This is a genomic window from Blautia sp. KLE_1732_HM_1032 (genome assembly GCF_025147905.1).
Classification (GTDB): Bacteria; Bacillota; Clostridia; order Lachnospirales; family Lachnospiraceae; genus Blautia_A; species Blautia_A fusiformis.
On the sequence record NZ_CP102266.1, the window covers coordinates 3,068,346 to 3,093,036 of the forward strand.

Below are 24,691 nucleotides of genomic sequence, written 5' to 3' on the forward strand. Positions count from 1 at the left end.
CTATTTTTATTATACAATGGTGTACATTAGTGAGTCAATTGCAACTCTGACTTTTTATACAAAAAAAGACCCCAAGGCGAAATATTTTTAAGCATTTCGCCGAGAAGTCTCTTCTCTAATCTGCCGGCTCAGAAGCCGCGGCAAAGTTATTCTTATGATAAAGCTTTACTGGATAGAAACTACGTGATATCCTCTGTCTTCCACTACCTTCTTAAGCTCTTCGTTGGAGATCTCTCTGTCGTAGGAAACCACTGCCTCACCTTTTTTCAGGCTTACTTTTGCTGCCGCACCGTCAATGCGGTTGATCGCTCTTGTGACGCTGGCCACACAGTTCTCACAGTGCATGCCTGTGATCTTCATGGTTTTCTCACCCAGCTTGGTTCCATCCAGCTTCTTCTTCGGGATCTCCGGCTTGCTGCCGCCTCCGCAGCAGGCGCCTTCGCCCTTCAGATGTTTATATGCGCCTTTTCCGGCAAACAGCATAATGATGATAACAACGATGACAACAATTGCATTTGCCATGATTTCTTTCCCTCCTGGTTACTTATGCATTCCACTACAGCCGGAGCAGCCGGAACAATGACCGGAGCAGCTGCCGCCACAGCCACCTGTATGTGTGTTACCGGCACAGCCGACACAGCTGAGCCCCTGTTTCTTTCTTGAATAGAGATAACTGATCACAAATACGCCATATGCGATCACCAGTGCCAGTACAATAATATCCGCTATCATACTCATATCTGTCACCCTTTCTTTCGCTGTACAGCCTGTGAACTGCTGCCAGCCTCTGATGAATACTTTTGTAAAAAAACTTCCATATTTCTTCAGGCTTATTATAGCACAGAAGACCAGGTATTTACATCCCCGGTCTCCTGCATTTCTTATCATTTCAACTGTTCTTACAGCATCATTTCAAAGCTATCATATGTACCGGATCGTTACTGTATGACCGGTTTTCAATTACTCTGCTGCCTGTACAGATCTCTTTGTAACATCGTTCTGGTTCTTGTACGGATCTGGTCTGAACAGAAGGAAGAGCAGGATCGCTGCAAGGATCAGCGCTACGATCGTTCCAATTCCGAAGGAACCGGCACCTGTGACAACAAGACCGATCTGGTATACACAAAGTGTTACAACATAAGCAAAAATGTTCTGGAAGAGAATTGCAAACCAGAACCATTTTCTGGACTGCATCTCATGTGCCATTGTAGAAATAGCTGCAAGGCACGGAGAGTCAAGCAGGTTGAACAGCAGGAAAGAAAATGCTGCTACTGCTGTCGGGAACCATGCTTTGATCGCTGCACCAACGATCATGGTATCCTCTGCATCATCACCAGCTACGTTTGCAAGAACACCCATTGTACTTACGATGGACTCTTTTGCGGAGAATCCGGAGATGGAGGCTGCAACCGGCTGCCATTTGCCAAATCCAAGAGGAGCAAAGATCGGAGCAAGGATACCACCAAGGATAGCCATGATACTGTCGTTGCTGTCCTCAACAAATCCGATTCCGCTTCCTGTATTTCCGATGCTGGAAAGGATCCACATGATAACAGTTGCAAGGAAAAGAATGGTACCGGCTTTGATGATGAAGCCTTTCAGTCTCTCCCAAACGTGAAGCAGAACTGTCTTTGCAGACGGAATATGGTACTGCGGAAGCTCCATTACGAACGGAGCAGGTTTACCGGAGAACGGTTTTGTTTTCTTCAGGATGATCGCAGATACAAGAACTGCTACAACACCGATGAAGTACATCAGTGGTGTGATGAAACCAGCAGCTACATAGTCACCGGTTGCATAAGCAGTCATGATACCGCCCATAAGAGCGATAACCGGAAGCTTGGCACCACATGGGATAAATGTTGCTGTCATGATCGTCAGACGACGGTCATTATCTGCCTCGATCGTTTTGGAAGCCATGATTCCAGGGATTCCACAGCCGGAGGAGATAAGAAGCGGGATAAAGCTCTTTCCGGAAAGTCCGAAATGACGGAATACACGGTCCATGACGAACGCGATACGAACCATGTAACCGCAATCCTCAAGGATGGAAAGGAACAGGAACAGGATCGCCATCTGCGGAACGAATCCAAGCACTGCACCAAGACCACCGATGATACCATCTGATACAAGGCTCACCAGCCAGTCAGCAACACCGGCATTGCCGAGTCCATCCGACACAACACTCTGGATGGTTCCCACAAAGCTGTCGTTTGTCCAGTCTGTTACCATGGTACCAACTGTTGTTACCGATACATAATAAACGATGAACATGGTAAGGATAAAGATCGGAAGACCGAGAACACGGTTTGTTACGATACGGTCGATCTTATCGGAAACTGTCATCTTATTTCCGCTTCTCTTAACGTTTGCAGAAACAACCTTCTGGATGTACTGATATCTTCCATCCGTTACGATACTCTCTGTATCATCATCCTCTGCCTTCTCAAGGCCAGAAGCAATCTCCTCGATCCTAGACTGTGCAGAAGCCGGAAGGTTCAGACCTTCTTTTACCTTGCTGTCTCTCTCAAGAAGCTTTACTGCATACCATCTCTTGTTCTCCTCAGCGATGTTTGCAGGAACAAATCCCTCGATCTCATTTACAGCTTTTTCTACTGCTTTCGGAAATTCCATCTGCTTCGATGGTACTCTGTGCTGGTTCGCACATTTGATTGCCTCATCAACAACCTCTTTAAGGCCTGTTCCTTTAAGAGCAGAGGTCTCAACGATCGGGCATCCAAGCGCGGAGCTTAAGCCTTTTACATTGATATGGATGTTGTTCTTTTTCAGAAGATCCACCATATTAAGAGCGATAACAACCGGGATACCGATTTCAAGAAGCTGGGTTGCAAGATACAGGTTTCTCTCGATGTTTGTTGCATCCACAAGATCGATGATCACATCCGGTTTCTCTTTCAGAAGGTAATCACGGCTGACAACCTCCTCAAGTGTATACGGGGAAAGTGAATAGATACCCGGAAGGTCTGTTACCGTTACATCCTTCTGGTTTTTCAGCTTACCCTCTTTTTTCTCTACAGTAACACCTGGCCAGTTACCAACGTACTGGTTTGCGCCTGTAAGAGCATTGAACATTGTAGTCTTACCACAGTTCGGGTTTCCGGCAAGAGCTATTGTTACAGACATTTTGTATCCTCCTTTTTTCAGGTCAGAGCCTGACGCTCTGTCATTTTTCGAAGCGTATTTACTTTACTTCCACACATGCTGCGTCATGCTTACGCAGGGAAAGCTCATAACCTCTGATGGTGATCTCAACCGGATCTCCAAGAGGAGCTACCTTTCGGATATAAACCTCGCTGCCTTTTGTGATTCCCATATCCATGATACGGCGCTTGTAAGCCGGGTCGCCGGTGATCTTGGAAACAACTACTGTAGAACCTACTGCTGCATCACGTAAAGTCATTTCTCTTTTCCTCCCTGTTCATATTCCAATTCCTAATCTATCCTCAACTGCGCCTTCCGCAGTTTGGGGCAAATCCACTACCGGTCACTGCCGCACAGTCCGGTCACACCATAATGTGTCTGGCCATTTCCTTATTGACTGCTACTCTGGAATCCTTGACATTTACGATCAGATTGCCGTCAAACTGAGAAATAACTGTCACTTCCGCATTCTCAACAAAACCAAGGCCTGCAAGAAATCTTCTTGTATCCTCCGCTCCGGAAATACGCTTGATCGTGCCAGTATCACCTGACTGTAAAAATAAAATCGGCTGCATGGAATCCCTCCGTTTCTTTCTATTAATTAACTCAGTCTAATTAGTCAGCCCTAACTCATAGGTTAGTTTATACTAAGTTTTTTCGAATGTCAATCCCCTAAATGAAAAAAGTTAATCAAGATTAAGTTTTTATAAACAACATATAAAAAAAGTTCCTGCATTCTGAGGTATTTCTGTCTGGCAGAAGGTTACCTCAGAATGCAGGAACTCTGTTCTGATTCTTTTTCTGTTTGCAGCCTGTTAAGCTAAAAACCCCTTCCGGAACTTTTTCTTTCTTCCGTGCTGCTCATATTTTTATCTCTTAGTGGATCTGATCATTCAAAAGCTTCAGGATCAGATTCTCCGTTTCATTGATTCCGTAGCTTGCACTGTTGATACAAAGATCGTAGTTATCCGGCTTGCCCCACTGAGCTCCGCCGTAAAAATTGTAATACCGTCTGTGCTGGCTGTCCATCTTCTTCAGGAAACGGACTGCCTGCTTCATATTCATCTTCCGTACATCCATAACATGCTGCACACGGATAGCAAAAGGAGCTGTGATAAACAGACTGATATGCGGAATGTGGTTGTTCTTGAGGATCGCATCCGCACACCTTCCCATAATGATGCAGTCCTCTTTTGAGGCCAGATCGCAGATCAGGTCACTCATGTTAAAGAATACCGCATCCTGTTTCGGAAGACCATGGTAACGGTTGAATTCCCGGAACCAGCCCTTGGGATCAAATTTATGCTTCTTCTCATATTTATTGAAATCCGCAAAATATTCCGCATCGTTGACCGCGCCCTTTTCCGCCTCAAGACGCCTTAATACCTGATCAAAGATCTCCACATCATAATAGTTGATCCGAAGCTTGTCTGCCAGTCCGAAACCGATATCATTACCGGCACTTCCCTGTGTACGGCTGATGCAGATGACCAGATGGTCATTCTCAGAGATTTTTTCCCTGTGCTTGATCATATGATTCAGCGCCACACGTTCCTTATCCATGATATCCGTAGCAACAAAAGTCTCCGGCAGCGTCAGGATCTCCTGAAAGATCTCATCATATTTCTTCATGAGACGGCTTTTTTCTTCTTTATCCTTGATGGTCCTGGCCATGTTGCTGATCAGTGCCATCTCGCTTCGAAGAAGATGTCCGTCCGGTTTGGTATACATCAGAGCACTTAAGTTCCGGATAGTGCCTTCTCTGTCACCGGTGAAGGTACGTCCAAGGGAAGATCCTACGCTTTCATAAACCTCGCCATCCAGTTCATAAAGCCTGGTGGCAAGTTCTCTGCATTTCTCTCGAATGTTATTATCCTGCATATTGATCCTCCTCCCTTATAAAAAGAATACCAGCATATCGATGATGAACACCGGTACCAGGAAACAAATGGACCATGCCATATATCCGAAGAAGGACGGCATGTTGATACCATTTTCGTCAGAAAGTGTCTTGACCATAAAGTTCGGAGCATTGCCGATATATGTATTGGCGCCCATAAATACAGCACCGCAGGAAATCGCAGAAAGCAGCTTTACAGGAACCGTTCCCAGCGTTGTTGCGATTCCGTTTGTAAATCCAAGAGTTCCTGCTGTTGTCAGAAATACCAGATAGGTCGGCGTATTATCCAGGAAGCTGGACAAAGCTCCGGTCGCCCAGAACATCTGGTACGGCTCGGTGATACCAAGATTCGGTCCTACTGCTTTCAGAAGCATCAGGGCCGGCTGCATGGTGATAAAAATACCGATGAAAAGTACTGCAACCTCCTTGATCGCACCCCAGGTAAAATGGTTCCGCACACGGATCCTCTTATCCGTTGTCTTAAAGGACAGAAATGCAGCTGCCAGGATCAGGACGATCTCAATGATCGACGGGAAACTTAAAGTAACCTCACCGAAAATATGAATCCCCTTTACATTTCCGGCTGCATCCTGGAATGCAGGCATACCGGGAAGCATTCCGCTTAAGATAACACCCACAACGATCATCACAAGGAAGATGATATTATGAAGCCCCTCAATCTTAAACTCGGTACCCGGTTTGCTGATATCCGGTTTACGTCCCTCTGCGATATCCTTCTTGTAAGAGCGCATATCCAGATGATAGAACACAAACAGAAGGATCACCATATTAAAGATCAGTACCGGAAAAAGATGAAGGCTCCAGAAGAACGGAACTCCTCGCATGAAGCCCATCAGAAGCGGCGGATCACCGATCGGTGTCAGGCAGCCACCCATGTTGGATACCATAAAGATGAAAAAGATCATAATATGACCCTTTCTCTTTCTCCAGGAATTCATTTTGATCACCGGACGGACCATCAGCATGCTGGCTCCGGTAGTTCCGATGCAGCTGGAAAGCAGGGTTCCCAGTGCAAGAAGTCCTACATTTACTCTTGGCGAACCCGCAAAATCACCCTCAACTGTAATGTTACCGGATACACAGAACAGTCCAAATAACAAGATGATAAATGTAAGATAGTCATTGATCACGCACTCAAGTACTGTTTCCGCAGTTTTTCCGGCACCGTAAACAACTGCAAACGGAATGATCATAAGAACGATCCAGAATGCAACCACAACGGGCTGATGTGACTCCCACCACTCACCCTTTACCAGCGGCATCACTGCAACACACAGAAGAAGGCCCGCAAAAGGAATACAAAGCCACACCGGCACACCAGATCCTGTCCCACCGTTTCCGGCTGCCCATACACCCACAGGACATGCCAGAAATACTGTCAGAAAAGTACACATGACGGTTAATAATTTTTTCAAAATTCTCACCCCTCACATAAATTTTTTTACCAGTGAAATTATAACATATGGCGTTCTAAAATCAACTGTGTAGATGTGCAATTTATACTCGAACCCTCTCTCTTTTTTGTGCATTTTGTCGGTGTGTCATGGCATTTTTTGTTTGTTTTCAAACACACGACCAGATTTTCGGATACTGTTTTCTATATCTGTTATATAATTTATATACATTTTCTCTCTGACAAAAAAGCAGCCGTATTCTCCATCGGCACACTAACCTTTCCGGAAAATACTGCTGCTTTTGTATCTGTTATTTTTTTATTATTCCATACACTCGTCAAGAATCTCTGCCATCTTGTCGATATCCTCTTTTGTGATCACAAGAGGAGGAACAAGGCGGAGAACATCACTTCCTGCTGAGATCACCAGAAGACCCTTTGCAAGAGCTTTTTTCACCACGTCTCCTACCGGACGCCCCTTGATCACGATACCCTGCATGAAGCCTTTGCCTCTTCTTGTTTCTGCACAGTCATGCTTTGCAACCAGTTCGTCCAGCTTCTCCTCAAAATACGGAGTAAGTCCCTGCACATGGGAAAGGATCTGATCTTTTTCAAAAATGTCAAATACCTTGCTGACGGCTGCACATACGAAGGGATTTCCACCGTAAGTGGTTCCGTGGTCGCCTGGCTTCAGGGAGGCTGCAGCTGCTTTTTTGTTCAGCACAAAAGCACCTACCGGAACTCCACAGCCAAGTGCTTTGGCACAGGTCATGATATCCGGCTGTACTCCATATGCCTGCCATGCAAAATAATGTCCGGTACGTCCCATACCGCACTGGATCTCGTCCAGGATCAGGATGATATCCTTCTCATCACAAAGCTTACGTAAGCCTTCCAGGAACTCTTTTGTAGCCGGATAAATACCTCCTTCTCCCTGTACGGTCTCGGTGATGATGGCACAGGTCTTATCTGTGATCTGAGCCTTTACACTCTCAAGATCATTGAAATCTGCAAATTTCACCCCACCCATCAGAGGCTCAAAGGGTTCTCTGTAATGTGCATTGCCTGTCACGGAAAGAGCGCCGATGCTGCGGCCGTGGAAGGAATGGTTCATGGCAATGATCTCATGGTCTGCATGGCCATCTCTTTCGTAGGCATATTTCTTGGCAGCCTTCAGAGCACCCTCAATGGCCTCTGTACCACTGTTTGTGAAGAAGGCCTTTTCCATATGGCTTGCCTGTACAAGTTTGGCACCCGCCTCAATGATCGGCTCATTGTAGTACAGGTTGGAAATATGCATCAGCTTGTCGATCTGGGATTTCAGTGCTTCGTCATAGCCCGGATAATGATAGCCCAGGGCATTTACTGCGATACCTGCCGCAAAATCCAGATATTCCTTTCCTTCGGAATCATAGAGGTAACAACCATCGCCTTTTTCAAAAACTACCGGAAAACGGTTATATGTATGAAGAATACTGGCTTCAGATTCTTCCATCTGTTCATTCATGCTCATTGTAATATTTCTCCCCATCATCTTTTAAAATTGCAGTACCAATACCTTTGTTTGTAAAGATCTCAAGCAGTAAGCTGTGCGGGATCCTTCCATCCAGGATATGGACTCTGTTTACGCCATGCTCGATAGCGTCGATACAGTTTTTCAGCTTCGGGATCATACCGCCGCCCACAGTACCATCTGAGATCAGATTCTCAGCCTCATCTACACGAAGCTCGGAGATCAGAGTGGAGGGATCATCTGCATCCCTGTAAACGCCCTCAATATCGGACAGGAAGGCAAGCTTCTCTGCCTCAACTGCCTCTGCAATGGCGCAGGCTGCATCGTCCGCATTGATATTGTAGGAATCAAAATTTTCGTCAAAGCCGATCGGGAATACGATCGGAAGGAAATCTCTTTCCAGAAGGTCATGAAGGATCTTCGGATTAACCTTTGTAACCTCACCTACGTAGCCGATGTCTTCGCCTTTGGAAAGCTTCTTTTTGCACTGGAGAAGACCGCCGTCCTTACCGCTGACACCTACAGCCTGTACGCCGAGAGATTCTACCAGAGTAACAAGCTCCTTGTTTACTTTTGCAAGAACCATCTCTGCGATCTCCATAGTGTCTTTGTCCGTTACACGGAGACCGTTTACAAAATGCGGCTCCATGCCGACTTTACCGACCCAGCGGCTGATTTCCTTGCCGCCGCCGTGAACAATGATCGGTTTGAAACCGACTAATTTCAGAAGGACTGCGTCCTTGATGACGTTACGCTTTAATTCTTCATCAAGCATGGCGCTTCCGCCGTATTTGATGACTACGATCTTGCGGTTGAACCGCTGGATGTATGGCAGGGCTTCTATGAGAACCTCTGCTTTGTCAAGATATTTCTGATTTACCATGTGGGTGTCTCCTTTTTTTGAAAAATGATATGGATTGAAAAAGGTTTTGTTGTTGTATGTTGGAGGGATTTCTTTTTTATTATAATTTTGTCTCAGCTGACAGCTGTGGGATTTGCGAGGAGGGGAGGCACTCGGAGTTCCGAAGGCCGTTTCCCCTCCTCGCGCTCCTCCCCTCCGGCCACGGGAGGACGGGCTGTTGCCCGCGTTGCGGGCAAAGCGCCTACTGCGGACAGGCTGTCGCAGACAGCCGCTTCCGACGCGCTTTCGCCGAAGGCGAACAGCTCGTCAGTCTGCCTTCGGCGACTGACGTTTAACACGACATAACTTCCGGGCTCCCGCTCTGAGGTTTCTCACGTTCGTCACTCAGTTTTCATCAACTGAAGTTCAACACGCCTCAACTTCCGGGCTCCCGCCCTGCGGGTTCTCACGTTCGTCAGGCAGTTTTCGTCGACTGAAGTTCTACATGCTACAGCCAAGCGTGCCCAACGGAGGGGGTTCTTAGGGGGAGCGTGCGGGCTTCGCAACTTTGAGCTCGCTCCCCCTAAGGGTTTTCTCAGCTTACAAACTGAAACAAAACTACAACTAAAATCCACCATAAAAAACATTCTACAAAGCTCTTACATCAAGAACGATAATCCGCATTGATCTTTATGTAATCATAGGTGAGGTCGCATCCCCACGCAGTTGCGGATGCATCTCCCATCTTCATATCCGCGATGGCTGTCACTGCCTCTTCTGAGAGGATCTTAGTTGCTTCCTCTTCGCTGTAGCCTGTAGAAACTCCATTTTCAATGATCTTGATCTTTCCTGCTTTGCTCTCAAAGTAGAGATCTACCTTTTCCGGATCGAACTGGACGCCGGAGTAGCCGAGGGCGCAGAGGATTCTTCCCCAGTTTGCGTCGTGGCCGTAAATGGCTGCCTTTGTTAAGGAAGAGGTTACTACGGATTTACTTAAGGTTACGGCTTCTGCCTTGGTGGCTGCGCCGATGACCTTGACCTCGAAGAGTGCAGTTGCGCCTTCTCCGTCACCTGCGATCTTTTTGGCAAGGGTTGTGTTTACGTAGTTAAGAGCCTTTTTGAACTCTTCATAATCTGCGTTTTTCTCTGTGATCTTCGGATTGCCGGCCTGTCCGTTTGCAAGGAGGAGGACAGTATCGTTTGTGGAGGTATCGCCGTCAACGGATACCATGTTGTAGGTGTCCTTGATATCCTCGCTGAGTGCTTCCTGAAGAAGCTCCTTGGAGATATCCACATCACTGGTGATAAATCCAAGCATCGTGCACATGTTGGGGTGGATCATTCCGGAGCCCTTGCACATACCGCCTACCGTTACGGTTTTTCCACCGATCTCGATCTCTACCGCTGCCTCTTTCTTCTCGGTATCTGTTGTCATGATGGCTTTTGCTGCCTCAAGCCCTGCCTCGCGGCTTCCCTCAAGCTTCGGTGCCATAGCTTTTACTCCGTTTGCGATACGGTCGATCGGAAGCTGCATTCCGATGACACCTGTGGATGCTACCAGTACGCTGTCTTCCGGAATCCCAAGGCTTTCGGATGCTGCCTTAGCTGTTTCCCTGCAATAGCCGAATCCTTCCTCACCGGTACATGCGTTGGCGATTCCGCTGTTGCAGATCACAGCTCTTGCACCCGGGTGGTTGTATACAATGTCCTGATCCCATCTTACAGGAGCTGCTTTTACCACATTGGTCGTGAAGGTTCCTGCAGCCACACAGGGAACCTCACTGAATACCATGGCCATATCGGTACGGCCTTTATATTTGATCTCTGCTGCAGTTGACGCTGCCTTAAAACCTTTTGCGGCTGTAACGCCGCCGTCGATGATCTTCATATTATATATCTCCTCTCAATGGTGATGCCAGATCGAATATCGCAGTTCATTCGTTTAAAGTCCTTCGGCATCCCCCATATTTTATTTGTGATCTGCCTGTTTTACGGACACATCGGAATCTGTTTCAGTCCTTCGTTCTCGTCAAATCCAAACATCAGGTTCATGTTCTGAACAGCCTGTCCTGCTGCACCCTTTACCAGGTTGTCAATAGCGCCCATCATGATGACTCTCTTTGTTCTCGGATCGATCTTGAAGTTCACGTCCACAAAATTGCTGCCTTCTACATTTCTTGTCTGCGGGCATACATCCTTGTTCAGGACACGTACAAAGAACTCGTCTTTATAATATTTGTCATAGGCTGCTTTTACTTCCTCATAGGTAACATCCTTGGTCAGGGAGGCATATGCTGTTACCAGGATTCCACGGTTCATCGGAACAAGATGCGGGGTAAAGTTGATCATCACTTCCTGTCCGCATGCATATCCAAGCTGATCCTCGATCTCCGGTGTATGTCTGTGTGTGGCAACACCGTAAGCTTTGATGCTCTCGTTTACCTCACAGTAGAGATTCGGAACCTTGGCTCCTCTTCCTGCTCCGGAGGTTCCGGACTTGGCATCAATGATAATGGTATTCGGATCAATGAGGCCTTCCTTTAACAGCGGATAAATAGACAGTGTGGAGCATGTCGGATAGCATCCCGGGTTGGCGATCAGCCTTGCATTCTTAATATCCTCACGGTTGATCTCGCAGAGGCCATAAACAGCTTCCTCGATAAACTGCGGAGCCTTATGCTCGATCCCGTACCACTTCTCATATTTTTTCACATCTTTAATACGGAAATCTGCGCTTAAGTCGATCACCTTACATTTGGAAAGGATTTCTTCATTAATAAGGGATGCACAAAGGCCCTGTGGTGTTGCGGTAAAGATCACATCCACCTCATCTGCAAGTGCAGCCATGTTGTCATCCATACATTTGGCATCCACCAGCCTGAAAAAATTCTGATAAATATCTGCATACTGCTGATCTATGTAGCTTCGGGAGCCGAACCATTTGATCTCAACGTCCTTGTGTCCAAGAAGAAGTCTTACGATCTCATTTCCTGCGTATCCTGTCGCACCGATAATTCCTGCTTTAATCATCTTTCACATTCCTCCTCTGCCGTTTTTTCTACGGCTTAATACACCCTGCAGAAGCGCTTGCTATTCTTATTTATGCCTCTTTTTTATGTCTTCTGATATCTGAACCTTCTGCCCAGGTCAGACGGACATCTTAAACCTGTCTGTACTGCCAGCTCATATGTCCATCTTATCAATGGATAGATTATACATCTTCTCTGCATATTATGCAATAGTCATTTTCTTTGATTTTTCACGGTCTTTTCTGTTTTTCCTGTATTTTCTTATAATACCGCCTACTTTTAGATGTATTTTTATGCAAATTTTTTTTCATATTTTTCAAATTATCTCTTGCATATTTATAAAATCTGGTGTATATTAAGCCATGTCGACAGGACAGCCGAAAATTTTGTTTTGTTGTACATGAATATTTATTCACTCTGGTAAAGTTATAAAACAGCATAATTTTTTTCCAGATAACGTAAAAAAATTCACCGTCCCGGAAATGTCCGGAGCGATACAAAATCAAAAAAATCCCAGGAGGACATATATTATGAAAGAAAAAGTTGTTTTAGCGTATTCCGGTGGTCTTGATACCACAGCCCTGATCCCGTGGCTGAAAGAAACCTTTGATTATGACGTTGTCTGCTGCTGTGTAAACTGCGGACAGGGAAACGAGCTGGACGGTCTTGAAGAGAGAGCAAAAATGTCCGGTGCTTCCAAATTATATATCGAGGATATCGTCGATGAGTTCTGCGATGATTTCATCATGCCGTGTGTAGAGGCTGGTGCTGTATACGAGCATTCCTATCTTCTCGGAACTTCCATGGCTCGTCCGGTCATTGCCAAGAAGCTGGTTGAGATCGCACGTAAAGAGGGTGCCGTTGCTATCTGCCACGGTGCTACCGGTAAAGGAAATGACCAGATCCGTTTCGAGCTTGGCATCAAGGCTCTCGCTCCGGACATCAAGATCATTGCTCCATGGCGTATGACAGATCTGTGGACCATGCAGTCCCGTGAAGATGAGATCGAGTTCTGTAAGGCTCATGGCATCACTCTTCCATTTGATGCAAGTCACAGCTACAGCCGTGACAGAAACCTCTGGCACATCAGCCATGAGGGACTTGAGCTTGAGGATCCATCCCAGGCTCCGAACTATGATGACATGCTTGTATTAAGTGTAACACCTGAGAAGGCTCCGGATAAAGAAACTGAGATCACCATGACATTCGAGCAGGGTGTTCCGAAAACACTCAACGGAAAAGCAATGAAGGTTTCCGAGATCATCACAGAGCTGAACAAGCTTGGCGGTGAGAACGGCATCGGTATCGTTGATATTGTTGAGAACCGTGTTGTTGGTATGAAATCCCGTGGCGTTTATGAAACTCCTGGCGGAACGATCCTGATGGCAGCACATGACCAGCTTGAGGAGCTGATCCTTGACCGTGAGACAATGGAAGCCAAGAAAAAGCTTGGCAGCCAATTTGCACAGGTTGTTTACGAAGGAAAATGGTACACACCTCTCCGTGAGGCTATCCAGGCATTTGTTGAGTCCACTCAGAAATATGTTACCGGTGAAGTTAAATTCAAGCTTTACAAAGGAAACATCATCAAGAATGGTACAACCTCTCCGTACAGCCTTTACAATGAGTCTCTTGCTTCCTTCACAACCGGTGATATGTATGATCATCATGATGCAGACGGATTCATCACTCTGTTCGGTCTGCCGCTGAAGGTTCGTGCCATGAAGCTTGCAGAAGTTAAGAATAACCAGAATCAGAACTAATTTTGTTGGACATTGTTCCGACAGATTATAAGAATGCCCCGGGAAGCTATATAAGTTCCCCGGGGTCTTTTGTTATATACTGCTTTGATCACATAATACCTAATAAACGAAAGGATTTTTTATCATGAACTCACAGAAAATGCCTCTGAAAAATTCTCTCTGCCTGCTTCTGGCCGCAACGATCTGGGGAATCGCCTTTGTTGCCCAGAGTGTGGGCATGGAATATGTCGGCCCCTTCACCTTCAACGGCGTCCGTTCCCTGATCGGCGCCGCTGTTCTGGTTCCGGTGCTCTTTATCCTGAACCGTTCCGGAAATAAATCCTCTGCTGCCACAGACTCCGCAATACCGGAATCCTCATCAGCACCTTCAGAAAAAGCGGTATCCCCCACGCCATATAACAGCCGTGACCTGTGGCTGGGCGGCATTGTCTGCGGATTTGCTCTTTTTGCTGCCAGCAGCTTCCAGCAGTTTGGTATCCAGTACACAACTGTAGGAAAAGCCGGCTTCATCACCGCCTGCTACATTGTCATCGTCCCGATCATTGGAATTTTCCTGAAAAAGAAATGCAGTCCCTTTATATGGGCAGCCGTTGTCATGGCACTGGTCGGACTTTATCTTCTCTGCATCACAGACGGATTTTCCATTGGCCTCGGAGATATTCTGGTGCTGGTATGTGCTTTTCTCTTTTCCCTGCACATTCTGGTGATTGACTATTTTTCCCCGAAGGCAGACGGTGTAAAGCTTTCCTGTATCCAGTTTCTTGTCTGCGGGATCCTGTCCATGATCCCGGCACTTATTCTGGAACATCCGCAGATTTCTTCCATTCTCACTGCCTGGCTGCCGATCCTGTATGCTGGTGTGATGTCCTGCGGTATTGCCTACACCCTGCAGGTCGTAGGCCAGAAAAATGTGAATCCCACCGTTGCTTCTCTGATTCTTTCTCTTGAATCCTGCATCTCCGTGCTTGCAGGCTGGGTGCTCCTGGATCAGAAGCTTTCCATAAAAGAGCTCCTTGGATGTGTCATCATGTTTGCAGCCATCATCCTGGCACAGCTGCCAGAAAAAGAAAAAGATAATAAATAAAAAACAGGCAGCCGGTTTGGTATTTTACCTTCCGGCTGCCTGTCTGCATGTTTCTTAGTCTGCTGTTTCTTCCTTCTTAATAAAGTTATTATAATGTGCCTTGATCTTCTCAAAGCTCTCCTGGCTGATGTCGTGCTCCATCTTGCAGGCATCCTCCATTGCGATCTCTGCCGGAACCCCAAGTCCCTCCAGCATCCTGGCAAGAACAATGTGACGCTCATAAATCTGATTGGCGATCTCTGCCCCCTTCTCCAGAAGTGTCACGGTACCGTAACGGTCCATAGCAATATAACCATCCTCACGAAGAAGCTTCATTGCGTGACTGACGCTTGGCTTGGAAACACCAAGTCTGGTCGCAATATCAATGGAACGAACTCCTCCTCCTTTTTTGGATAAAACCAGAATTGATTCAAGATAATCCTCCGCTGACTGTCTGATCTCCATATAAAATCCTCCCTGCAAAAATTTAACTCTATATAGACCCTCTAAAGGGACCTGAAGCCCATTCTTTCCCTGTTCTACAGGCGAATATTAACTTTTAATATACCGCTTAAAGGATGTTGTGTCAAGCATTTCGCACATGTTTATCTTGACATTAAAAATAATTTCCCCGATAATAGTAGCTGAACAATATATCTGTTCTATAGCAGCCCGGAATCCTTTCCAGTAGTGCTGTCTTTTGAACAGTAAAGAAAGGAGATTTTTTATGCTCAAAACCCTTCTGGCCCAGGTCAGGGAGTTTAAAAAGGCATCGTTTCTCACGCCTTTTTTCATGATCCTGGAAGTTCTCTTTGAGACTCTGATCCCCCTGGCCATGGCTTCCATCATTGATAAGGGTGTGGAAGCCGGAAATATCGGCCATATCTATCGGATGGGTGCAATTATGGTAGCTCTTGCCCTGTGCGGACTCTGGTCCGGCGTCATGGGAGGAAAATACGGAGCACTGGCCTCCACAGGCTTTGCCAGAAACCTCCGAAAAGCCATGTACACCAACATCCAGACCTTTTCTTTTTCCAACATCGACAAATACAGCACTGCCGGCCTGATCACCCGTCTTACCACAGATGTGACCAACCTGCAGAACGCCTATCAGATGATCCTTCGTATGTGTACCCGTGCACCGGCCAGTCTGATCTGTGCCATGGTCATGGCATTTCTTATCAATGCAAAGCTTGCAAGCATCTACCTTGTCGCTGTTATCTTCCTGGGATGCTGTCTGATCTTTATCATGAGAAAAGCAACGGTATATTTTCAGGCCGTATTCCGTAAATATGACGACCTGAACGCAAGTGTCCAGGAAAACATCGGCGCTGTACGCGTTGTCAAGGCCTATGTCCGCGAAGACTACGAGATCAGCAAATTCCAGAAAGCTTGCAACAAAGTATACGAAATGTTCTTAAGTGCTGAGAAGATCGTTGTCATGAACATGCCCCTGATGCAGTTTACCGTTTATGCCTGTATCCTGGGAATCAGCTGGCTCGGCGCCAAAATGATCGTAGGCAGCTCCCTTACTACCGGTGAGCTTATGAGCCTTCTCACCTACTGCATGAACATTCTCATGAGCCTTATGATGCTTTCCATGGTTTTTGTTATGGTGACAATGAGTATTGCCAGCGCAGAGCGTGTTACGGAAGTCATCAATGATACTGCTGACATCACAGATCCGGAGAATCCGGTAACAGATGTCCCGGACGGAAGTATCGTCTTCGATCATGTAAATTTCAGCTATAAGAAAGACAGTCAGGAACCCGTTCTGAAGGATATCAATCTCTCGATCCGCTCCGGCGAGACCATAGGGATCATCGGCGGTACCGGAAGTGCAAAATCCAGCCTTGTCAACCTGATCAGCCGTCTTTATGACGTAACGGATGGTTCTGTTTCCGTAGGAGGCATCGATGTCCGTAAATACCATCTGGAATCTCTCAGAAATCAGGTTTCCGTTGTTCTTCAGAAGAATATACTCTTCTCAGGAACCATTCTGGAAAACCTCCGATGGGGTGACAAAAATGCCACTGAGGAGGAATGCCGCCGCGCATGCCAGCTTGCCTGTGCCGATGATTTCATCGAAAAAATGCCGGACAAATACAATACCTTCATTGAACAGGGCGGCTCCAATGTTTCCGGAGGCCAGAAGCAGCGTCTCTGTATTGCCCGCGCTCTTCTGAAGAAGCCGAAGATACTGATCCTGGATGACTCCACCAGTGCGGTAGATACTGCCACAGACGCAAGGATCCGCCGTGCTTTTGCCGAGGAAATCCCGGATACCACCAAGCTGATCATCGCACAGCGTGTTTCCAGCATCCAGAACGCGGACCGGATCATCGTTATGGATAACGGTGAGATCAACGGTTTTGGTACCCACGAGGAGCTTCTTAAGACCAACGCCATTTATCAGGAAGTATTTCATTCACAGACCGGCTGTGCCGGTGATTTTGACGAAGGAGGTGAGCCGGCTTGAAAAAACAGAACATGAAAGGCCCGGGCGGTACTGGCCCAAGGGGTATGGGAACACCGGAGCAGCCAGGAAAGCTTCTGGGACGCCTTGCCCGTTATATCTTAAAAAACTACCGTATCCATATCGTGATCGTGGTGATCTGCATTTTTGTCAGTGTTCTTGCCAATGTACAGGGAACCATGTTCATGAAAACCCTGATCGACCAGTATATCACACCGCTTCTCTCAGCAGATACACCGGATTTCGGGCCTCTGGCTGCAGCCATCGCACGTGTGGCATGCTTTTACGCCATTGGTGTTATTGCCACCTATACTTATAACCGTATCATGATCAATGTTTCCCAGGGAACCTTACGTAACCTCCGAAACGATATGTTTGCAACGATGGAAACGCTTCCCATCAAATATTTTGACACTCACGCACACGGCGATATCATGTCCATCTACACCAACGACATTGATACCCTGCGCCAGATGATCAGCCAGAGCTTTCCTCAGCTGCTTTCCAGTGTGATCACCATCGTCAGTGTTCTTGTAAGTATGCTGATCCTGAATGTTCCGCTTACTGTAGTTACCCTGCTTATGGTTGCCATTATGATGACTGCCAGCCGGAAGCTTGCGGGCTTAAGCGGAAAATATTTCCTGGAGCAGCAGACCAACCTTGGTATTGTCAATGGTTATATCGAAGAGATGATGGAGGGTCAGAAGGTTGTCAAGGTCTTCTGCCATGAGGACGAAAGCATCCGGAAATTCGACGAACTGAACGACCAGCTTTTCACCAGCGCAGACAATGCAAACCGTTTTGCCAACATCCTGATGCCTGTGGTCGCACAGCTTGGAAATGTCAGCTATGTGATCTGCGCCATGGTGGGCGGTATCCTTGCTATCAACGGCATCGGCAGCTTCACACTTGGCGGGCTTGCCAGCTTCCTGACCTTCAATAAGAGCTTCAACATGCCTATCAACCAGGTCAGCCAGCAGTTCAACAGTATTGTTATGGCTCTTGCAGGTGCAAAACGTATCTTTGATCTTCTGGATGAAAAGCCGGAAGTGGATGAAGGCTACGTTACTCTCGTCAATGCAAAAGAGGAAAACGGTGTTCTTACCGAATCCGACAAACGTACCGGCCGCTGGGCATGGAAGCATTTCCACAAAGCTGAGGGTACCACTGATTATATCGAGCTGAAGGGTGATATGGTCCTGGAGGATGTAGACTTTGGTTATAATTCCAACAAGATCGTTCTCCATGACATCAACATGTATGCACAGCCAGGCCAGAAGATCGCTTTTGTAGGCTCTACCGGCGCCGGAAAAACCACCATCACCAATCTTCTGAACCGTTTTTACGACATTCAGAAGGGTAAGATCCGTTATGACGGCATCAACATCACCAAGATCAAAAAAGATGATCTCAGACGCTCCATGGGCATCGTTCTTCAGGATACCAACCTGTTCACAGCAACCGTTATGGAAAATATCCGCTACGGAAAGCTGGATGCCACAGATGAGGAGGTTATCGCAGCAGCAAAGCTTGCCAACGCCGACGGTTTCATCCGCAGGCTTCCGCAGGGTTATAATACCCTTCTCCGCGGAAACGGCGCAAACTTAAGTCAGGGCCAGCGACAGCTTCTCTCCATTGCCCGTGCAGCCGTTGCAGACCCACCCGTCCTGATCCTGGACGAGGCCACCAGCTCCATTGATACCCGTACCGAAAAGCTTGTACAGGATGGTATGGATAAGCTGATGGAAGGCAGGACGACCTTTGTGATTGCCCACAGACTTTCCACAGTACGCAACAGTGACTGCATCATGGTCCTGGAGCAGGGACACATCATCGAGCGTGGTTCCCACGAGGAGCTGCTTGCACAGAAGGGCCGGTATTATCAGCTGTATAACGGCTGATCCAGGCTCACAGTTATTTTCGATCTAAAATATTCAATACCAAAAACATGCAGGGTGTATCTTTTCTGATAGTCCTGCATGTTTTTTTATGCTATAATCTTTGATTGAAATCTATTTTTCCGGAAAGGAGTCTCCGTATTTTTATATATGAAACAAACTGAAGAATATTACTACGGCAGAATGCCGAAAGATAAACAAAACGTGTACCGTGCAATGCTTCACGGGCTTATGGAGCTTTCCGACGAGTTCCTGATCCCGCAGGTACCAACCACCGATGGAAACTGGCTCTATGATGTATTTTTCCAGCTTCGTCTGGATCACCCGGAGATTTTCTGGGCTGTGGGATTTAAATACCGTTATTACAAGGACTCGCCAAATCTGATACTGATCCCTGAATATATCTTCGACAAAAATAAAATCCGGGAGCATCAGAAAGCCCTGGGAGCCCGCGTAGACAAGCTTGTGCGCACCGCCATGAAGTTTTCCGAGTGGGATAAGGAAAAATATGTCCATGACTTCATCTGCGAAAATATCCGCTACGACAAACTGAAAAAGCCATATTCCCACGAGATCATCGGGCCTCTGGGCCATGGTGTCGGTGTCTGCGAGGGAATCGCCAAATCCGTAAAGGTCCTCTGTGATGCCCTTGGTGTATGGTGTATTATCGCCATCTGCGGGAACAATCCGGAAAAAGGGATCAAATACCGTCATACCTGGAACATCATCCGGATCAACGGACAGTACTATCATCTGGATGCCACCTTCGATAATACTCTGGGCAAAAACGAAGGCGGCTTAACCAGTATCCGTTACGATTATTTTAATCTGGATGACAAAAACATCTTCCGTGACCATGAACCACTGATCGCTCCGGCACCTCCCTGCCCGGATGGAAACCACTTTTATTACCGTGAGAAAAAGCTGTCCTTCACCAAATTGGAAGACGTATACAAACGTGCCCTCCAGGCCGCAAAAAAAGGCCGCGAATTCACCTTCCACTGGCGAGGCGGATATCTCACCCGCGAAGTCCTCGCAGACCTTGTAGATCAGATCCAGGCCGCAGGAAAGACACGGGACAAAAAAGCCATCATCACACTCAACTGGCCTCAGGCTGTACTGCGATTTCATTTTGCGGAACAGCAGGCGGAAGGGAAGGTGTTTATTGAGGAAGTGAATGAAGGGGAGAAACTGTAACGTCATTTAAGAAATTCGATAGAGTCAAAATGCCACATATCATTATGCATATGTGGCATTTTTCTGTGAATATAATTCTAAAAATTAAAAGACTTTCCATAAATCAGATTTATAGAAAGCCTCTTAAGCACTGCGGATAACAGGACTTGAACCTGCACGGTTGCCCACTGGTACCTAAAACCAGCGCGTCTGCCAATTCCGCCATATCCGCATATTCAATTATATTTTCATCCTGTCTGATGATAAAAAAATAACGGAAAGCAAATGCTTTCCGCTAATGAGGCATCGGGGATTCGAACCCCGGACAACTTGATTAAAAGTCAAGTGCTCTACCGACTGAGCTAATACCCCATAAAAAGGACTGGGCTAGCTGGATTCGAACCAGCGAATGCAGCAGTCAAAGTGCTGTGCCTTACCGCTTGGCGATAGCCCAATGGGCGAAGGGTGGATACAGGGATTCGAACCCTGGGCCTCCAGAGCCACAATCTGGCGCGCTAACCAACTGCGCTATACCCACCACAACGTGCCTGAAGGGATTCGAACCCCCGACCCACGGCTTAGAAGGCCGTTGCTCTATCCAGCTGAGCTACAGACACATGCTCTCTTCTCAGAGAAGCGGGTGATGGGAATCGAACCCACGTATCCAGCTTGGAAGGCTGGTGTTCTACCATTGAACTACACCCGCATGCTTGCGGTAATAAGTTTACAGCAGTCGGGGTGACAGGATTCGAACCTGCGGCCTCCTGGTCCCAAACCAGGCGCTCTAGCCAAGCTGAGCCACACCCCGATGTACCATTTACTTATGGTTTTTATTAAGTTGTTGTCGTCTTCGTTTGTGTTTCGTTTTCGTTTCCTGCCTGACGACAAGTGATATTATATTATAGCAATCTACAAATGTCAACACCTTTTTTGAATTTTTTTAAAAAAACTTTTTTTCACGTTTTTTCCGCCTATTTAAAGGTTTTCTTGTCATTTGCGACTGGCTTATGGTATCATGAAACCATAATTAAAGTCAAGAAAAAAAGCAAATAATAAGGAGATGTTTTTACATGGATATAAAATTATTTCAGCAGAAGCTTAATGACATCTGTGCCATCGCTGAGGAAAACAATAAGCAGCTCTCCCAGCAGCAGATCCGTGATCATTTCGATGAATCGGATCTGAGCACTTCACAGCTTGTAAAGATCCTGCAGTATCTCAAATTAAAGGGGATCACCATCGAAGGCGCCGATGAAGCTGCCGGCGCTGCCAGAGCAGATGCTGTTTCATCCGAATCCAGCGACAAGGACGAGCTTCCGGGTACCCGTGCTGCTCTTACTGCCGAAGAACAGGCTTATCTCAGTGACTATATGGAAAGCTTTTCCCCGGAAGGACTTGATCCGGATGATCTTGCGTCCCTCTTTCATGCCTTTGCAAAGGGTGACACTGCTGCCGAAGGTGCACTGACACAGTTCTACATGGCTCAGGCAGCCCAGATGGCCGCTGAACTGAACTGTGAGGAAATCCACCTGGCCGATCTCATTCAGGAGGCAAATCTGGCCCTTCTGGCGTCTCTCAAAGAAACTGCCCCACAGGAGAAAAACGACACCTGGATGCGTGGTCGTATCCGCAGTGGGATCCTTCATGCCATTGAGGAACAGACACAACAGAAATTCCGTGACGACTATCTGGTATCCAAGGTAGAAAACCTGGAGGCTGCGGTTAAAGAACTCACAGACGATGATGACGCCACCAAATTCACCATTGATGAGCTTGCCGTGATCCTGGATATGAATGTGGATGAGATCCGGGATGTACTTCGCCTTACTGGAGATGATAAATAAAGCTTTCTTCATATTCTTCACAAAAACGGGGCTGACATAGCTTGTCAGACCCGTAATCTTCATATTCTTTATGCTTTTTCTTCCCGTTTCAGCTCCGCCGGTTCTGCCAGATGGATCTTTCCTTCCCGAAATATGTGGATAAATACCTCCGCCATATCCGGATCGAACTGTTTTCCTTCCTCTTCTCTTATGATCCGAAGAGCTTTTTCCACTGGCATCAGTTCCTTATAACAACGTTTGGATGTCATGGCATCAAAGGAATCTGCGATGCAGAGGATCCTTGCAGATGCCGGGATATCTTCTCCCGCGATCCTCCTTGGATAGCCGTTTCCGTCATAACGTTCGTGATGACCGATAACCGCAGGGATAACATAATCCAGCGACGGAAGGTGACGGATGATCCCGATGGACGCCTCCACATGACCTTTCATGATCTCATACTCTTCATCCGTAAGCTTGCCTTCCTTGTTCAGGATATGCTCCGGGATCCCGATCTTTCCAACATCATGAAGAAGCGCCGCCTGACGGATGATCTCCACCATTTCCGTTGTATAGTTCAGCGCCTTCGCAAGACTTGTTGCGTAATAAGCCACATTGTTGGAATGTCCGAAGGTATAATGATCTTTGGTATCAATGGCTGCAGTCAACGCATAGATCGTGGATTCATAGGACTGATAAATATGTTCATGATCGGATTTCTTACCCGCATTTTCTTCATCCAGGCTTTCCTTCAGCATGGTGTCAAAAATCTCGATGCCGTTTTTACCGCTGCGCTTTACATGATATACTGCCAGGTCCGCATTATCCAAGAGCTCCTTTGCTGAGCGTGCCGCATAAGGCGCCGCACTGATCCCCACGCTTACCGTAAGGATCTTCAGCTTGTAGTCTGCAGAATCGTTGCGCATATGCAGGATCTGCTTCTGTATGGATTCTGCCAGATTTCTGGCGGAAAAAATATCGTAATTTGGCATCAGGACCGCAAATTCCTTGGCACTATGCCGTGCCACATATCCCCGTTCTCCCACACTTGCCTGGATGATATCTGCCACCTTTCGGAGTGCAACATCTCCCTGCTGATTTCCGTACAGCTGATTGTACAACTTGAAATCATCGATATTGAACAGGATCAGTGCAAGCGAACCATCTTTATTTTTTTCGTATTCCTCATCCAGGATCTCATAAAAATATTTCCGGTTCAGAAGGCCTGTCAGTTCATCGGTCCTTGCCTCTGTCCATGCCGCCTCATAAAGTCTGGCATTTTTGATGGCAATGGAAGCTACCGAACTGACCGAAGACAGCATGGCCAGATCATTATGGTTCAGATTTCTGTGTCCGTCACCGGAAATCGCAATGATCCCGGCCAGATCATCATTCTGGCGAAGACCAGCACAGTATTCAATACCCAGCTCCGAAAACATATGTTTTTCCGACTCCCACATGGATTTGTAGGCTGTGGAGGAACGAAAATCCCGGATCACCACACAGTCCTCATTTCTGGTAAGCCAGGTGACCACCGGATTATCTGCTTTCAGTGAAAAGGCCAGATCATTTAATGGACGGTCACTGTAAACTGCCTGATATTCCCCTGATTTTTTGTCCTTCAGACAAATATAGATCCGTCCTGCATTGGTAGTTTCCTTCAGCACATTTACCGTATTGCGCAGGATCTCTCCTACCCGGAGTGTCCTGGAAACCGACTGGCTGAAATCTTTCAGCTCCTGAGACTGCTGGATCTCTTTTTTGATAAAAACATTGTTCATCAGACATTTCCACAGCACGGTGACCAGCCATGCAGATATGAGAAAAACAAAAGAAAAGATCAGCACATGATACTCACTGGCTGCAGGGAGCAGCATTCGGATATAGCTCATCAGGTACGGTGAAAGATTGATAAACAGTACTACCGTCAGGACCACGCCCACACCAAAGCAAACCCCATCTGACGCAAGACGGCGCATCTGGAACAGCCGTCTTCTGGTCAGTGCATAAAGCATCAGGACAGCATTGATCAGGCCGCTGACAATATCGATGGGGAATCCGGAAAATGCCGGCACTGCCAGCGCAAGGTTTCCCACAAAAATGATCAGTATCCCCACAAGGATCGGTTCGATCTGTTTGCGGTATCCGGGATGTCTCCGGCATCCGCGGTACATGGTGATAAAGATCTGGATAATGGTGATCCCTGCCACCACAAAGAACAGAAGGAACCAGGGTGTGATCTTATAAACAAAATGCGCACCACCGTTTTTACGGATCAGATCCGGCCAGCGCAGGATGATCCCGCCCGGGATATTGATCGCAAAAAGCAGCATCATCAAAAACAATGGGATCTTGCTTTTTCTGCCCATACGCACTCCCATGAATTCACTGATGAACACATAGTAAAAATATGGCAGAAACAGGATTCCGGCCAGAGACACATAATACCACAGGATGTAAGAGGGTCCTGCCTCCATACGCATCAGAAAAGAGCCCAGCGTCCAGCAGAGCATTCCTCCCAGCACACACATGAAACTGTTGATGATCCGGCTGCGCTTACCAGCCAGAAGAGTCAGTATCATAAATGTATAGAAAAAAACTGAAATGATTGAAAATGATACATAGCTTTCCAT

At 46.9% G+C, this 24,691-nt stretch carries 19 protein-coding genes and 7 tRNA genes; 6 read left to right on the plus strand and 20 right to left on the minus strand.

The window, feature by feature from the left end; all coding sequences use genetic code 11:
- Positions 1 to 165: 165 nt before the first annotated feature.
- From NQ489_RS14630 to argC, 11 genes are all read right to left on the minus strand, one after another.
- On the minus strand, positions 166 to 522 hold the full coding sequence (locus NQ489_RS14630) for a heavy-metal-associated domain-containing protein (RefSeq protein WP_021651583.1): 357 nt from the start codon (positions 520 to 522) through the stop codon (positions 166 to 168).
- A gap of 18 nt (positions 523 to 540) precedes the next feature.
- Complete coding sequence (locus NQ489_RS14635; RefSeq protein WP_021651584.1) at positions 541 to 888, minus strand: FeoB-associated Cys-rich membrane protein; 348 nt, start codon at positions 886 to 888, stop codon at positions 541 to 543.
- Between the two features lie 72 nt (positions 889 to 960).
- Entirely contained in the window at positions 961 to 3,144 is a 2,184-nt protein-coding gene (gene feoB, locus NQ489_RS14640; protein WP_021651585.1) for a ferrous iron transport protein B, read from the minus strand.
- A 58-nt stretch (positions 3,145 to 3,202) separates the two neighbouring features.
- Positions 3,203 to 3,421: a FeoA family protein gene (locus NQ489_RS14645; protein ID WP_015525998.1), complete on the minus strand. Its 219-nt coding sequence runs from the start codon at positions 3,419 to 3,421 to the stop codon at positions 3,203 to 3,205.
- 103 nt (positions 3,422 to 3,524) lie between these two features.
- Positions 3,525 to 3,737, minus strand: a complete 213-nt coding sequence (locus NQ489_RS14650) for a FeoA family protein (RefSeq protein WP_015525999.1) — start codon at positions 3,735 to 3,737, stop codon at positions 3,525 to 3,527.
- A 301-nt stretch (positions 3,738 to 4,038) separates the two neighbouring features.
- Positions 4,039 to 5,043, minus strand: a complete 1,005-nt coding sequence (locus NQ489_RS14655; RefSeq protein ID WP_021651586.1) for a cytidylate kinase-like family protein — start codon at positions 5,041 to 5,043, stop codon at positions 4,039 to 4,041.
- Between the two features lie 15 nt (positions 5,044 to 5,058).
- Positions 5,059 to 6,498 carry a sodium:proton antiporter gene (locus NQ489_RS14660; protein ID WP_044961545.1) on the minus strand — a complete coding sequence of 480 codons (1,440 nt, stop codon included), beginning with the start codon at positions 6,496 to 6,498 and terminating at the stop codon, positions 5,059 to 5,061.
- A 300-nt stretch (positions 6,499 to 6,798) separates the two neighbouring features.
- Positions 6,799 to 7,989 carry an aspartate aminotransferase family protein gene (locus NQ489_RS14665; protein WP_114002194.1) on the minus strand — a complete coding sequence of 397 codons (1,191 nt, stop codon included), beginning with the start codon at positions 7,987 to 7,989 and terminating at the stop codon, positions 6,799 to 6,801.
- Positions 7,976 to 8,872 (minus strand): acetylglutamate kinase, encoded by an 897-nt coding sequence (gene argB / locus NQ489_RS14670; RefSeq protein ID WP_022426393.1) that lies wholly within the window; start codon positions 8,870 to 8,872, stop codon positions 7,976 to 7,978. Before argB ends, NQ489_RS14665 begins: the two co-directional genes overlap by 14 nt.
- A 622-nt stretch (positions 8,873 to 9,494) precedes the next feature.
- Complete coding sequence (argJ, locus tag NQ489_RS14675; RefSeq protein ID WP_021650304.1) at positions 9,495 to 10,718, minus strand: bifunctional glutamate N-acetyltransferase/amino-acid acetyltransferase ArgJ; 1,224 nt, start codon at positions 10,716 to 10,718, stop codon at positions 9,495 to 9,497.
- Between the two features lie 101 nt (positions 10,719 to 10,819).
- Positions 10,820 to 11,860 carry an N-acetyl-gamma-glutamyl-phosphate reductase gene (gene argC / locus NQ489_RS14680; protein WP_015526006.1) on the minus strand — a complete coding sequence of 347 codons (1,041 nt, stop codon included), beginning with the start codon at positions 11,858 to 11,860 and terminating at the stop codon, positions 10,820 to 10,822.
- A 529-nt stretch (positions 11,861 to 12,389) separates the two neighbouring features.
- Here argC and NQ489_RS14685 point away from each other — a divergent pair.
- Together NQ489_RS14685 and NQ489_RS14690 are read left to right on the plus strand one after the other, a co-directional pair.
- On the plus strand, positions 12,390 to 13,622 hold the full coding sequence (locus NQ489_RS14685) for an argininosuccinate synthase (protein ID WP_015526007.1): 1,233 nt from the start codon (positions 12,390 to 12,392) through the stop codon (positions 13,620 to 13,622).
- Positions 13,623 to 13,761: 139 nt separating this feature from the next.
- Positions 13,762 to 14,706, plus strand: a complete 945-nt coding sequence (locus tag NQ489_RS14690) for a DMT family transporter (protein WP_044960582.1) — start codon at positions 13,762 to 13,764, stop codon at positions 14,704 to 14,706.
- Positions 14,707 to 14,760: 54 nt separating this feature from the next.
- Here the strand turns inward: NQ489_RS14690 and NQ489_RS14695 are convergent, their stop codons facing one another.
- Positions 14,761 to 15,150 carry a metal-dependent transcriptional regulator gene (locus NQ489_RS14695; protein ID WP_021650299.1) on the minus strand — a complete coding sequence of 130 codons (390 nt, stop codon included), beginning with the start codon at positions 15,148 to 15,150 and terminating at the stop codon, positions 14,761 to 14,763.
- A gap of 262 nt (positions 15,151 to 15,412) precedes the next feature.
- Between NQ489_RS14695 and NQ489_RS14700 the strand changes: the two genes are divergently transcribed.
- The 3 genes from NQ489_RS14700 (at position 15,413) to NQ489_RS14710 (ending at position 20,256) form a co-directional block, all read left to right on the plus strand.
- On the plus strand, positions 15,413 to 17,164 hold the full coding sequence (locus NQ489_RS14700; RefSeq protein WP_021650298.1) for an ABC transporter ATP-binding protein: 1,752 nt from the start codon (positions 15,413 to 15,415) through the stop codon (positions 17,162 to 17,164).
- An 11-nt stretch (positions 17,165 to 17,175) separates the two neighbouring features.
- Positions 17,176 to 19,062 carry an ABC transporter ATP-binding protein gene (locus NQ489_RS14705; protein WP_084449116.1) on the plus strand — a complete coding sequence of 629 codons (1,887 nt, stop codon included), beginning with the start codon at positions 17,176 to 17,178 and terminating at the stop codon, positions 19,060 to 19,062.
- A 147-nt stretch (positions 19,063 to 19,209) separates the two neighbouring features.
- On the plus strand, positions 19,210 to 20,256 hold the full coding sequence (locus tag NQ489_RS14710; RefSeq protein WP_021650296.1) for a transglutaminase domain-containing protein: 1,047 nt from the start codon (positions 19,210 to 19,212) through the stop codon (positions 20,254 to 20,256).
- A 131-nt stretch (positions 20,257 to 20,387) separates the two neighbouring features.
- Here the strand turns inward: NQ489_RS14710 and NQ489_RS14715 are convergent.
- From NQ489_RS14715 to NQ489_RS14745, 7 genes are all read right to left on the minus strand, one after another.
- Positions 20,388 to 20,467 (minus strand) — tRNA-Leu (locus NQ489_RS14715).
- A 67-nt stretch (positions 20,468 to 20,534) separates the two neighbouring features.
- A tRNA-Lys gene (locus NQ489_RS14720) sits at positions 20,535 to 20,607 on the minus strand.
- Positions 20,608 to 20,617: 10 nt separating this feature from the next.
- Positions 20,618 to 20,689, minus strand: a tRNA-Gln gene (locus tag NQ489_RS14725).
- Between the two features lie 10 nt (positions 20,690 to 20,699).
- Positions 20,700 to 20,773, minus strand: a tRNA-His gene (locus NQ489_RS14730).
- A 5-nt stretch (positions 20,774 to 20,778) separates the two neighbouring features.
- A tRNA-Arg gene (locus NQ489_RS14735) sits at positions 20,779 to 20,852 on the minus strand.
- A gap of 18 nt (positions 20,853 to 20,870) precedes the next feature.
- Positions 20,871 to 20,941 (minus strand) — tRNA-Gly (locus tag NQ489_RS14740).
- 27 nt (positions 20,942 to 20,968) lie between these two features.
- Positions 20,969 to 21,043 (minus strand) — tRNA-Pro (locus NQ489_RS14745).
- A gap of 262 nt (positions 21,044 to 21,305) precedes the next feature.
- Here NQ489_RS14745 and NQ489_RS14750 point away from each other — a divergent pair.
- On the plus strand, positions 21,306 to 22,079 hold the full coding sequence (locus tag NQ489_RS14750) for a hypothetical protein (RefSeq protein WP_015526012.1): 774 nt from the start codon (positions 21,306 to 21,308) through the stop codon (positions 22,077 to 22,079).
- 68 nt (positions 22,080 to 22,147) lie between these two features.
- On the opposite strand, the gene NQ489_RS14755 is transcribed toward NQ489_RS14750, so the two are convergent.
- Positions 22,148 to 24,691 (minus strand): HD domain-containing phosphohydrolase, encoded by a 2,544-nt coding sequence (locus tag NQ489_RS14755; protein WP_044960578.1) that lies wholly within the window; start codon positions 24,689 to 24,691, stop codon positions 22,148 to 22,150.